Genomic DNA, 12,107 nt, shown 5'->3' on the forward strand with positions numbered 1-12,107 from the left:
GGGGCTCACCACCGGGGTGTGGTCGCCTGCCCTGCGTCAACGCTCACTCCCCCTGCTGTCCGGTCTGCTGGTCCTGCTGCTGCTTCTTTGTACCGGTTCGGTCCCCCGCCGCCGGGTCTGCCGCGCCGTGGCGCCCGGAGCGATCCGTGTGCGCCGGGGCCGGCGCGGGCACGATCACCTTGCGCGGGCGGAGGTTCGCCGGCAGCACCGCCGGCAGCGGGGTGACGCGGACCCCGTCGGTCGGGCCGGCCGGGACCAGCGGCCCCAGCACCTTGCCGTCGGAGAGCCGCAGGAAGGTGGGGCTGCTCGGCGCCACCATGCCCATGTCCCGCGCCTGGACCGCGAGCCGCTGCGGGTCCCGCAGCTGCTCCAGCTCCATCCGCAGCGACTGCTCGCGGGCGGCGAGCGCGTCGGCCCGGGTCTCCAGGGCGGTGGCCGCGAAGGACGCCTGCTGCATCGAGGTGTTGAAGGTGAGCAGCCCGGCGACGCCGAGCACCAGCAGCAGCGAGACCAGCATCACGAAGGGCACCCGGGGCGCCCGGGTCCGGCGCCGGGGTACGACGGTGAGCCGGGCCCGGTCGACGGCTGCCTCGGCGATGCGCGGTGCACGCATCCGGGCCTGGTTGATCAACGCGCTCATGCCGTTCCCCCTCGTCGTGCTGTCTGCTGGCTGTTCATGCGACCGCTCCGGCGGCCCGGACCCGCTCCACCGCGCGCAGCCGGACCGAGGCTGCGCGGGGGTTCTGCTCGATCTCCGCAGGCGACGCCTTCTCGGCGCCGCGGGTGACCAGACGCAGCGCCGGCTCGCTGCCCTCGGGCACGAACGGCAGGTCCGGCGGCACCTCGCTGCGGGTCGCCTCGGCGAACGCGTGCTTGGTGATCCGGTCCTCGAGGGAGTGGTAGCTCATCACCACGACCCGGCCGCCGACCCCGATCGCCTCGATGGCGGCCGGCAGCGCCCTGCGCAGCACCGACAGCTCGTCGTTGACCTCGATGCGCAGCGCCTGGAAGGTCCGCTTGGCCGGGTGACCACCGGTGCGGCGGGCCGGGGCCGGGATCGAGTCGCGGACCAGGTCGACCAGCCGCGCCGAGCGCGTGAACGGCTCCTTGGCGCGCTCCCGGACGACCGCCTCGGCGATCCGGCGGGCGAACTTCTCCTCGCCGTACCACTTGAGGATCCGGGCGAGCTCCTCCACCGGGTACTCGTTGAGGATCTGCGCCGCGGTGGGGCCGGTGGTGTCGTTCATCCGCATGTCGAGCGGCGCGTCCTCGGCGTAGGCGAAGCCCCGCTCGCGGACGTCGAGCTGCATCGAGGAGACCCCGAGGTCGAAGAGCACGCCGTCGACGTGGGTCAGGCCGAGCTCGTCGAGCACGTCGCCCACCTCGTCGTAGACCGCGTGCACGAAGGTGACCCGCTCGCCGAACGGCGCGAGGCGGTCCCGGCTGAGCTCGAGGGCGTGGACGTCGCGGTCGATGCCGATCACGCGCGCCTCCGGGCACCGGGTCAGCACTTCCTCGGTGTGGCCGCCGAGGCCGAGCGTGGCGTCGACGAGGACGGAGCCGGGGCGCTGCAGGGGCGGCGCGACGAGAGCGACGACCCGGTCGAGGAGCACCGGGACGTGGCTGGGGCTGGGCATCCGACCTAGCCCGCCAGCCGGATGAGCAGCAGCAGGACGCCGGCGAGCGCCGTCGAGGAGACGGCCGAGAAGACGATGACGGCCATCCCGTCCTTCACCTCGTGACGGACCCGTCGCACGGGCCTCCCGGAGGCTGCTCCGGTATAGGTGACGCTCATCGGTTCGACCCCTCAGTACGCGTGTGGTGCAAGGAAAGGGGCCCCGACTGCTTCGCCGAACCAGGTCCAGCGTCCGCCCACCTCCTGGGAAGTGACCTCTGGCACCGGGGAAGGTGTGTCAGATGTCGAGAGAGGAGCGGACGCAAGACCTCGTTCTGCGACTGCTGCCGTGGCCCCTGTGAAGTTGTGGTCGTGCACGGCCCCTGGTCGGGCCGCCGCTCAGAGTCCGGGGAAGACGTCCTCCGACAGGTCGGCGAACGCCTGCTCCTGGGACTCGGAGTAGGTCTGCCACGCCGCGCTGTCCCAGATCTCCACCCGGTTCATCGCGCCGATGACGATGCAGTCCTTCGACAGCGACGCGTAGTCCCGCAGCATCGGCGGGATGGTCACGCGGCCCTGCTTGTCCGGCGTCTCGTCCGAGGCGCCGGCGAAGAACATCCGCACGTAGTCCCGTGCCGCCTTGTTGGTGACCGGCACCTCACGCAGCCGCTCGGTGAGCTTGCCGAACTCCTCCATGGACCACACGTAGAGGCAGCGCTCCTGCCCTCGAGTGACCACGAGACCCTCCGCAAGCTCGTCCCGGAACTTCGCCGGGAGGAACAGCCGCCCCTTGTCGTCGAGCCGGGGGGTGTAGGTGCCGAAGAACATCTCCGCACCTCCCCGGTCCGCCGCGTTGAGGTTGCTTCTCCTCCACTGCGCTCCACCTTACTCCACATCACTCCACCGTCAACCATTTCCGCACCAGTTCGGCCCGGTTCTGCGGGGTTTTACGTTGGTCGCCGCGAGGCCCCGGACCCGCGTCGGCCCGGTGGCGCCCGCGGTGGCGCACGGCCGCTGCGGTCCGGGGCGGCGTGGTGGAGCGGGGTGGAGGGCGCCGGTGGGGCGCAGTGGAGGGATCGCGGGCAGCTGCGGCGATGCCGCGCGCGGTCTAGGTGCCGTGCGTCACACTCAGGGTGAGGGGGTCCGCCGGCCACGATCGGGTGACGGTCGGCCCACCCCTCGCGCGTGCCGATGACAGCGCCCCTGGCATGAGGTTGACTACAGCCCACCGATCAGGGGGATGGCCCACCACCGTGGGCTGCGGAACAGAAAGAGGACGGCGTGACCTCAGTGGAACCCGACACCCACGAACAGGCCCGTGGCGCGGGGGCGGTCGGCGGTCCGGCCGACCTCGACACCCTGGGCCGGGTGGCCGCGCGGGTGCGGGGCAGCATCGAGAAGGTGATCGAGGGCAAGCCCGAGGTCGCGCGGCTGGCGCTCGTGGTGCTCCTGGCCGAGGGCCACCTGCTCATCGAGGACGTGCCCGGCGTCGGCAAGACGATGCTGAGCAAGACCCTCGCCCGCTCCATCGACTGCTCGGTGCGCCGGATCCAGTTCACCCCGGACCTGCTGCCCTCCGACGTCACCGGCGTCTCGATCTTCAACCAGGACAGCCGCGAGTTCGAGTTCCGCCCCGGAGGGGTCTTCGCCAACATCGTGGTCGGCGACGAGATCAACCGGGCCTCCCCCAAGACCCAGTCGGCGCTGTTGGAGTGCATGGAGGAGCGCCAGGTCACGGTGGACGGCTCCACCTACCACCTCGAGGCGCCGTTCATGGTGATCGCGACCCAGAACCCGATCGAGATGGAGGGCACCTACGCCCTGCCGGAGGCGCAGCGGGACCGGTTCATGGCCCGGGTCTCGATGGGCTACCCGGTCGAGGCGGCCGAGATCGCGATGCTGAACTCCCACACCGGCTCCAACCCGCTCGGCGACCTCGAGCCCGTCACTGACGCCGCCGAGATCCGCGACCTGATCGAGGTCGTCAACGACGTCTACGTCGCCGAGCCCGTCCAGCGCTACACGGTGGCGATCACCACCGCCACCCGCCGCTCCCCCGAGCTGATGCTCGGCGCCTCGCCGCGCGCCACCTTGCACCTGGTGCGGGCGGCCAAGGCCGCGGCCGCGCTGGCCGGACGCGACTACGTGATCCCCGACGACGTACAAGCCCTCGCGGTGCAGGTCCTGGCGCACCGGATGCTGCCGACCGTCGAGGCGTCGATGAGCGGTCGTACGCCGGAGGCCGCGTTGCGCCAGATCGTCGCGGGCGTGGCGATGCCCGAGAGCCGACGCGGGTCCTGAGGAGCGGACGGACAGGAGCACTGGGATGCGCGAGGCGCTCTCCGCACTGACCACCCGGGGCCGGGCCTTCCTGGCCGCCGGGGCCACCGCCCTCGTCTGCGCGGTCCTGCTCGGCTACGACGAGCTGGTCCGGGTCGGCGCGCTGCTGGTCGCCGTGCCGCTGGTGACCGCGTGGTTCCTGGGCCGCAGCCGCTACCGGCTCGGCCTGGTCCGGACCGTCTCCCCTCCGCAGGTGGTCGCCGGCCAGCAGACGCGGGTGACGCTCGACCTGACCAACGACGGTCGGATGCCGACCGGCCTGCTGCTGCTCGAGGACCAGATCCCCTACGTGCTGGGCACCCGGCCCCGGTTCGTCATCGACCGGATGGGTCCGCGCTGGAAGCGCACGGTGAGCTACGTCGTGCGCTCGGAGGTCCGCGGCAAGTTCCTGATCGGCCCGATGAAGGTGCGGCTCAGCGACCCCTTCGGGATGGTCGAGCTGGACCGCACCTTCCAGACCACGTCGTCGCTGGTGGTGACGCCGCGCGTCACGCCGCTGCCGCCGATCCCGCTCTCGGGCGCCTGGACCGGCTCGGGCGACAACCGGCCGCGGGCCTTCGCCAGCGGCAGCGCCGAGGACGTCACCGTGCGTGAGTACCGCCGCGGCGACGACCTGCGCCGCGTGCACTGGCGCAGCAGCGCGCACGCCGGTGAACTGATGGTCCGCCGCGAGGAGCAGCCCTGGCAGTCCCGGGCGACGCTGTTCCTCGACAACCGCAAGATCGCCCACCGCGGCACCGGCGCCGGCTCCTCGCTGGAGCACGCCGTCGCCCTGGCCGCCTCGATCGGGGTGCACCTGATCCAGCGCGGGTTCAGCGTCCGGCTGGTCACCGCCGGCGGCGACGAGGGCGCGCGGCTGTGGCACCAGCACGGCTCGCTGGCCGCCGAGACCGGTCCGCTGCTGGAGTCGCTGGCCGTAGTCACCGAGCTCGGCCGCCCCGGCCTCGACGTCGCCTGGCTGCAGGAGGGCGGCCACTCCGGCCTGCTCGTCGCGGTGCTCGGCGCGGTCGGGGACCACGACCGGGCGACGCTGACCCGGATGCGGCACTCCGCGGCGAACGCGATGGCGGTGGCGCTCGACGTGTCCGCCTGGAACCGGGGGCCCGGCGGCTCCACCGACGCCGTCCCGTGGCTCGGCGCGCACGGCTGGCGGGCGGTCCCGGCCGGGCCGAAGGAGCCGATCCCCACCGTCTGGCAGGACCTCGGCCTGCTCGCCCGCACCGGTCGCACCGCCCGGCAGAGCCCGCACAGCACGGAGTTCGTCTCGTGACCCGCCTGCACCTGCGCTGGCCGGCCACCACGGTGATCTCGTACGTCGCCGCGGCGACCACCTGGGTGACGATGCTGGCCTGGACCCCGTTCGCGGAGCGGCCGGCCGAGTTCATGGTGCCGCTGCTCGGCGTCTGCCTGCTGGTGGCGACCGCGGGCGCGCTGCTGCGTGCCACCCGGGTGCCGGTCCTCCTGGTCCCGGTCGCGCAGCTCCTGGTCGTCGCCCTGTGGCTGCAGCACCGGTGGGCCGGGGCGCAGGCACTCGGCGGCTGGCTGCCGACACCGGAGTCGCTGACCGCGGTGCGCGCCCTCCTCTCGGCCGGCGCGGACGCGGCCCAGGCCTACGCCGCACCGGTGCCGCAGTCGGCGCCGGAGTTCGCGACCCTGCTGGTGCTCGCCGGCGCCGCCACCGCGGTGCTCGTCGACCTGCTGGCCTGCGGGTTCCGGCGCGCTCCGCTGGCCGGCCTGCCGCTGCTGGCGGCGTACACCGCTCCGGTGAGCATCCTCGACGGCGGCGTGCCCTGGGTGAAGTTCGCCTGCGCGGCGATGATGTTCCTGATCCTCATCGCCTGCCAGGAGGCGGTGCGGCTGACCCACTGGGGCCAGCAGGTCTCCGCCCGCGGCACCACCGACCCGACGGTGACCGGCCAGGCCGTCTGGTCCTCGGCGCGCAAGATCGGGGTCAGCGCCACCGCGGTCGCGGTCGTGGTGCCGCTGCTGGTGCCCACCCTGTCGCTCGAGTGGTTCGGGTCCGGCAACGGCACCGGCAGCGACGGGGATCCGGTCACGCTGTCGAACCCGATCGCTGACCTCAAGCGCGACCTGGTGCAGGGCCCCGACGTGGACCTGGTCCGGGTCCGGACGTCGGAGGGTGACCCGACCTACCTGCGGATCAGCGTGCTCGACTCCTTCGACGGCGAGACCTGGCGCCCCTCGGGACGGCAGATCCCGGTCGAGCAGCGCGCCTCGGGGCTGGTGCCCCGGCCGCCCGGCCTCGACGCCGCCGTGGACCGCCGTACCACCCGGTGGAGCATCGACATCAGCAAGGACTTCTCCTCGATCTGGCTGCCGGTGCCCTACCCCATCTACTCGATCAACGCCCCCGGCGACTGGCGCTACGACCGGCGCACGCTCGACGTGATCAGCGCCACCGACACCCAGTCCACCGCCGGCATGCGCTACGACCTCGAGGCGATCCAGGTGCGGCCGACCCCGGCCCAGCTGGCCGAGGCCGCCCCGGCGCCGGCGACGGTGTTCGGTCCCTACACCGACTTCCCCGACACCGTGCCGGACCTGGTCCGCGACCTGGCGTTGAAGGTGACCGCCGGGACCCGGAACAAGTACGACGCGGCCAAGGCGCTGCAGCGGTGGTTCCGCGTCGACGGCGGCTTCCGCTACTCCACCGTCCGGGTCCCCTCGGGGAACGGGGTCAACGACCTCGAGGCCTTCCTGCGCACCGGCAAGGGCGGCCGGGTCGGCTACTGCGAGCAGTTCGCCGCCGCGATGGCCCTGATGGGTCGCACGATCGGCATCCCGTCCCGGGTGGCGGTCGGGTTCCTGCGGCCCGACCCCGTCGGCAACGACACCTACGTCTACAGCTCGCGCGACCTGCACGCCTGGCCGGAGATGTACTTCGAGGGCACCGGCTGGGTCCGCTTCGAGCCGACGCCCGGAGTCCGCACCGGCGCCGCTCCGGCCTACACCCGGCAGACCGGTCCGCTCCCCCAGGACCCGGAGGTGTCCGCCTCCGCGGCGGCCCCGCGGCCCAGCCTGAACCGCTTCGACGAGCCGTCCGCCTCGACCGACGCCGGGGCCGCCGGCGCGGGCGGGGACGGCAGCGGCCCGGCCGACTGGCTCGTCGGCCTCGGCGTGCTGGTGCTCGCCGCACTCCTGGCGGTCACCCCGCGGCTGGCACGCTCGGCCGTACGCCGGCGCCGCTGGGCCGGCGTCGCCACGCCCCGGGAGCTGGCCGAGACCGCCTGGGCGGAGCTGCGGGCGACGGCCCTGGACCTCGGCATCGCCTGGGACGACCGCGGCACGCTGCGCGCCCGGGCCCGGGACCTGGTCGCGTCGTTCGGCCGCCCCGGCCAGCAGGAGGACGCCTTCACCCGGGCGCCCGCGCGGGGGCCGCGGCGAACCCGGAGGCCGCCCAGGCGCTCGAGCGGCTGGTGCACCAGCTGGAGCGCGCGCGCTACGCCCGGTCGGTGCCGGAGTCGACGTCCGCGCAGGAGCAGGTCCGCGAGGACCTCGACCTCTGCGCCGAGGCCATGGCTGCGGGCGCCAGCCGCCGGCAGCGGACCCGGGCGACCTGGTTGCCGGTCTCGCTGGTGCGCGGTGCCTCGACCGGTCGGCGCACCAGGGTGCCGCGGGGCGTCTCGCTGCTCGACGAGCCGGGCGTCGACCACGCCGGCTGACCGGACCGGCCCGGGCCGGGGCGACCGGTCCGCGACCGGGCGGCTGCCCGCCCGGGCCCACGACCGTCCGGGCGGTGATCACGCGGAGACGGCGAACGCACGCGGTCGGGGTCGACCGCGTGCGTGAGGGCGGGAGATGCCGGCTCAGAGACCGTTCTGGTCGCGGCGCCGCCGCCAGCGCTCCTCGAAGCGCTCCATGAACGAGCCGCCCGAGGAGGCGGAGCGGCCACGCGGGCTGCGCCGGCGGGACCGGCTGCGGCCGCCGTCGATCAGCGTGAAGGGCGCGTGCGGGTCGGTGGCGTCCGGGGCGTCGGGGCCCGCGGCCTGGTGCCGCCACGAGCTCAGGGCGACGTACGCCGACCCGAGCATCAGCACGAACCCCACGATCCCGACGTAGGTGTTGCTGAGCACAGCGCCGGTCATCAGGACCGCCACGCCGACCACGAAGGCTCCGGCCGCGATGTAGGCGCGCCGACGGGCGTGCCGACGCAGCGTGGTTCCTCGCATCGTCGAGGCGAGCTTGGGATCCTCGGCGACCAGCGCCTTTTCCATCTGCTCGAGCAGACGCAGCTCTTCTTCGGACAGCGGCACTGTTTCCCTCCCGCCAGGGTTCGTGGTTTCAGTCTAGGCAGCCAGATCGAGAGGCGGTAGCGGAGCCCGGAAAATTCCTGGTCCCGGACGGTCCGGCTCTCTCGATGTATGACCGTTCCCGGGCCGGAGCAAACCGGTGTTCGCTCAGACGGTCTCCAGCGCGAGCAGCTTGGCGCGCATCGACGCGGTCGCCCGGCTGTGCACCTGGCTGATCCGGGACTCGGTGACGCCGAGCACCTGGCCGATCTCCGCGAGGGTCAGCCCCTCGTAGTAGTAGAGCGCGATCACCACCTGGTCACGCTCGGAGAGCTGGTCGACGACCTTCATCAGCGAGACGTTGTCGTCGCCGGCTTCCACCCGGGACTCGCCGGCTGTGGACAGCTCGTCGGCGAGGTCGAAGTCGTCGACGTTGGCGTGGTTGCCGGACGCCTGGCGGAGCAGGTCGCGCACCTGCTGCAGCGGCAGCCCGGTCTCGCCGGCCACCTCGTGGTCCTCCGGGAGCCGGCCGAGCCGCGCCTCGAGGGCGGTCTGGGCCTGGGAGATCGCCCGGATCTTGTCGCGGACCGAGCGCGGCACGAAGTCCATCGCGCGCATGCCGTCGATGATCGCGCCGCGGATGCGGGGCACCGCGAAGGTCTGGAAGGTGAGTCCTCGGGCGGGCTCGAAGCGCTCGATGGCATCCATCAGGCCGAGCACCCCGTCGGAGACCAGGTCGTCCTGGTCGACCGACTCCGGCAGCCGGGCCCGCATCCGGCCGGCGACGTACTTCACCAGCGGGGCGTACTGCATGACCAGCCGGTTGCGCAGGGCGGCGTCCCGGGTCTGCTGGAACTCCTTCCAGACCAGGAGCACCGAGTCGTCGCGGTCCGGCGGGGTCATCGCACTCCTCCCGAGCGGGTGTGCGGCCGGGTGAACGCGACGAGGGCGGAGACCGGGTCCTGCCGGTAGCGGTCGATCAGCTCCTGGGTGGCCTGGTCGAGCCGCTCGTGCAGCGCGCGGCGGTAGTCGGTGAGCTGCTGCTCCGCGGTGCGCAGCCGGGTGACGGCCTCGGCCACCGCGTCCGCGTCGTGCGGGTCGAGCTCGGTCACCCACATCTCCTGGAGCACGGGGAGGTCGGGCAGCGGCTCCGCGGCCTGGACGCTCACGAGGGCGGTGCGGCCGTGGCCGGCCCCGGTGTCGCCGAGGACCCGGACCAGCTCCTCGATGGTCAGCGGACGCTCGTGGTGGGCCTCGGCCTCCAGCACGTCGATGCGGGCGTGCACCAGCCGCCGCCAGTAGGAGACCTTCTCCTCCTCGTCGGCGAGGGTGCGCCGGTAGGCGCGGAGCCCGTCGAGCGACAGCTCGGACCAGTGCCGGGGTGAGGTGTCGACGGCAGGCAGCGGGACCCGTTGGTCCCTCGCTCCGTGCAGTCCCATGCTCGGTTCCCCGGTCCTCGTGCTCGTGACGTCGGCGCTCGCGTCGAAAAATGTCATGTCAGTCCAGCATGACCGAACAGGTGGAACGATTCCACCATTTGGGGCGAGCGGGGATCGAACCGGCGTAGGTCCGTCCGGGTGGGTGAGGAAATAGTCCGTTCTGACTATAAAGCCGCCTTCGCCGGACGTCGATGCTTCGGGTGACTGATCGTCAGTGCGTCCTTCGGGGCAGCTGGACGACCCAGTACCCACCCCGCGGGAGGCAAGCCCCCCTGCTGAACGCGGAGCTGGCGCATCTGCCCCCCGATGCCCCGGCGCGTACGGCCCCCAGTCCGATCTCGAGACGGACCGGGGGCCGTACCCATGTCTGTCCGTGAGTCAGGGACGTCCCCCGCCGAGCAGCGAGGCCGGCCGCACTGCCTGGGCCCCGAACCGCGAGGCGGCCTGGTCGACCGCCCGGTCGGCCTCGGACCAGCCGCGCTCCCGGGCGCCGAGCACCAGCTGGCGCTGCACCCGCTCGCGCGGCATCAACCCCTCGACGCGCACCCCGACCAGCCGGACCCGGGCCCGTTGCAGCCCCAGGGCGAGGAAGAGGTCGGCCGCGGTCTGGTAGATCTCCTGGGTCACGTCGGTGGCCTCGGCGGTGGTCTTGCTGCGGGTGATCGTGGTGAAGTCGGCGAACCGCACCTTGACCGTGACGGTGCGTCCGGCCACCCGGGCGGCCCGCATCCGGCCGGCGACCTTGGCCGAGAGCCGGAGCAGCTCTCGCAGGATCACCTCGCGGTCGTCGGTGTCGCGGCCGAAGGTCTCGTCGGCGCCGATGCTCTTGTCCGGCTCGTCGGGTCCCCGTCGCGGCGTGAGGGTACGGCGGTCCTGACCCCAGGCCAGGTGGTGCAGCTGGAGGCCCAACGCGTGGCCGACGGCGCGCTGGAGCGTCGGCAGCGGGGTGTGCGCGACGTCGCCGACGCTCATCAGTCCGAGCCGGTGCAGCATCTGGGCGGTCTTCTCCCCCACTCCCCACAGCTCGCCGACGTCGAGCGGGTGCAGGAAGGTCGTCACCGCCTCCGGCGGGACCACCAGGATGCCGTCCGGCTTGGCCCGTCGCGAGGCGATCTTGGCCGTCGCCACGGTGGCGGCCGCCCCGACCGAGCAGGTGATCTGCTGCTCGTCGTGGATCCGGGCGCGCAGGTGCTCGGCGATGGAGTACGGCGAGCCCAGCCGGCGCACCGATCCCGAGACGTCGAGGAAGGCCTCGTCGAGCGAGATCACCTCGACCACCGGCGTGACCTGGCGGAAGGTCTCCATCACCGAGGCGGACACCGCGCTGAAGGTGTCGTAGTCGGGCTGCACGACCACGGCTCGCGGACAGAGCCGCCGGGCCCTAGTCATCGGCATGGCCGAGCGGACGCCGTGCTCGCGGGCCAGGTAGTTGGCCGAGAGCACGACCCCGCGGTGGCCGCCGCCGACGATGACCGGGACCTGCTGCAGGTCGGGACGGTCGCGGACCATCACCGAGGCGTAGAAGGCGTCCATGTCGACGTGCAGGATCGGGCACTCACGCGAGGCGTGCTCCCACGACCAGTCCGGCGAGGGCAGGGCGGCACTCATCGCACCCCCCTGACGCTCGGGTCAGCGGTCGGGTCAGCGCTCGGGTCAGCGGCGTCGGGCGAGCGCGTGCACCTGGGTGCCGAGCGGGAGGTACTCCGGCCGGCTCGCCACGGCCTGCTCGAGCTCGACGAGCCGCTCGGCCGCCCCGGGCTCGAGATCGACCAGGGAGCTGGGCACCAGGTCGACGAAGACCCGGACGGCGTGCAGCGCCACGGTGTCGTAGCCGGTGGCGTCCAGCACCGAGGTGAGCTCCTCGGCGGTGAACCGGTGCCGTCCGCTCCCGACCTCGGAGGTGCGGTCCCCGGCGCGGGGGCCCGGCTCCTCGAGGAGGGCCCGGGCCTGACCGAAGTGGCCGGCCATCGCCCGCGCCACCACGGCGGCGTGCCGCTGGCTGACCAGCAGGCTGAGGAACCCACCGGGGCGCAGCACCCGGGCGATCGCCTCGAGCGCGACGGCCGGGTCCTCCACGAGCTCGAGCACCCCGTGGCACAGCACCACGTCGGCGCTGTCGGCCGGCAGCAGGTCGGCCAGGGTGCCGAGGTCGCCCTGCTGGCCGGTGACCAGGTCGGCCACGCCGCTCTCCTCGGCCCGGCGGCCCAGGATCGCCAGGGCGTCGGGGCTGGGGTCGACGACCGTGACCCGGTGCCCCAGAGCGGCCACCGGCACCGCGAAACCTCCGGTGCCGCCGCCGATGTCGACGACGGCGACCGGTCCGGCCGGCTCGCCGGACGCCAGCAGCTCCTGCACGGCGTCCCAGACGACGGCGGTGCGTGCGGCACTGCGCCGGTGGACCGGCTGCGATCGGCTGGGCGGCTGGTCTCCCGACATGGCGCCCACCCTAGGGCACCACCCGCG

General features: G+C 73.3%; 12 protein-coding genes. 3 read left to right on the forward strand and 9 right to left on the reverse strand.

Features of this window, described 5'->3' with window-relative positions:
* Positions 1-43 precede the first annotated feature (43 nt).
* The 4 genes from ftsL to mraZ all read right to left on the reverse strand — a co-directional run bounded on the left by ftsL (position 44) and on the right by mraZ (position 2,443).
* On the reverse strand, positions 44-640 hold the full coding sequence (gene ftsL, locus H9L09_RS00910; RefSeq protein WP_187578938.1) for a cell division protein FtsL: 597 nt from the start codon (positions 638-640) through the stop codon (positions 44-46).
* 34 nt (positions 641-674) lie between these two features.
* The gene (gene rsmH, locus H9L09_RS00915; RefSeq protein WP_187578939.1) at positions 675-1,637 is read right to left on the reverse strand and encodes a 16S rRNA (cytosine(1402)-N(4))-methyltransferase RsmH; all 963 of its coding nucleotides are present in this window, start codon (positions 1,635-1,637) and stop codon (positions 675-677) included.
* A 5-nt stretch (positions 1,638-1,642) separates the two neighbouring features.
* Positions 1,643-1,795, reverse strand: coding sequence for a hypothetical protein (locus tag H9L09_RS00920; protein ID WP_187578940.1), 153 nt, complete (start codon positions 1,793-1,795; stop codon positions 1,643-1,645).
* A 219-nt stretch (positions 1,796-2,014) separates the two neighbouring features.
* Positions 2,015-2,443 (reverse strand): division/cell wall cluster transcriptional repressor MraZ, encoded by a 429-nt coding sequence (gene mraZ, locus H9L09_RS00925; protein WP_187578941.1) that lies wholly within the window; start codon positions 2,441-2,443, stop codon positions 2,015-2,017.
* Positions 2,444-2,905: 462 nt separating this feature from the next.
* Here mraZ and H9L09_RS00930 point away from each other — a divergent pair, with 462 nt between their 5' ends.
* Genes H9L09_RS00930 through H9L09_RS00940 form a run of 3 tightly spaced genes read left to right on the forward strand, consistent with a single transcriptional unit; the run spans position 2,906 to position 7,765 of the window.
* Positions 2,906-3,916: an AAA family ATPase gene (locus H9L09_RS00930; RefSeq protein WP_187580584.1), complete on the forward strand. Its 1,011-nt coding sequence runs from the start codon at positions 2,906-2,908 to the stop codon at positions 3,914-3,916.
* A 25-nt stretch (positions 3,917-3,941) separates the two neighbouring features.
* A complete protein-coding gene (locus tag H9L09_RS00935) occupies positions 3,942-5,225 on the forward strand; it encodes a DUF58 domain-containing protein (RefSeq protein WP_187578942.1) in 1,284 nt (427 codons plus the stop codon).
* Positions 5,222-7,765 (forward strand): transglutaminaseTgpA domain-containing protein, encoded by a 2,544-nt coding sequence (locus H9L09_RS00940; RefSeq protein ID WP_187578943.1) that lies wholly within the window; start codon positions 5,222-5,224, stop codon positions 7,763-7,765. Before H9L09_RS00935 ends, H9L09_RS00940 begins: the two co-directional genes overlap by 4 nt.
* A gap of 17 nt (positions 7,766-7,782) precedes the next feature.
* Here H9L09_RS00940 and H9L09_RS00945 read toward each other — a convergent pair whose 3' ends face one another.
* The 5 genes from H9L09_RS00945 to H9L09_RS00965 form a co-directional block, all read right to left on the reverse strand.
* On the reverse strand, positions 7,783-8,229 hold the full coding sequence (locus tag H9L09_RS00945; RefSeq protein WP_187578944.1) for a DUF3040 domain-containing protein: 447 nt from the start codon (positions 8,227-8,229) through the stop codon (positions 7,783-7,785).
* A gap of 144 nt (positions 8,230-8,373) precedes the next feature.
* The gene (locus tag H9L09_RS00950; RefSeq protein WP_187578945.1) at positions 8,374-9,108 is read right to left on the reverse strand and encodes a FliA/WhiG family RNA polymerase sigma factor; all 735 of its coding nucleotides are present in this window, start codon (positions 9,106-9,108) and stop codon (positions 8,374-8,376) included.
* The gene (locus H9L09_RS00955; protein WP_246456183.1) at positions 9,105-9,701 is read right to left on the reverse strand and encodes an RsiG family protein; all 597 of its coding nucleotides are present in this window, start codon (positions 9,699-9,701) and stop codon (positions 9,105-9,107) included. Before H9L09_RS00955 ends, H9L09_RS00950 begins: the two co-directional genes overlap by 4 nt.
* Positions 9,702-10,022: 321 nt before the next feature.
* Positions 10,023-11,252 (reverse strand): DNA polymerase IV, encoded by a 1,230-nt coding sequence (dinB, locus tag H9L09_RS00960; protein WP_187578946.1) that lies wholly within the window; start codon positions 11,250-11,252, stop codon positions 10,023-10,025.
* A gap of 45 nt (positions 11,253-11,297) precedes the next feature.
* On the reverse strand, positions 11,298-12,080 hold the full coding sequence (locus H9L09_RS00965; RefSeq protein ID WP_187578947.1) for a methyltransferase domain-containing protein: 783 nt from the start codon (positions 12,078-12,080) through the stop codon (positions 11,298-11,300).
* Positions 12,081-12,107: the final 27 nt, after the last annotated feature.

Source organism: Nocardioides mesophilus (assembly GCF_014395785.1).
GTDB classification, from domain to species: Bacteria; Actinomycetota; Actinomycetes; order Propionibacteriales; family Nocardioidaceae; genus Nocardioides_B; species Nocardioides_B mesophilus.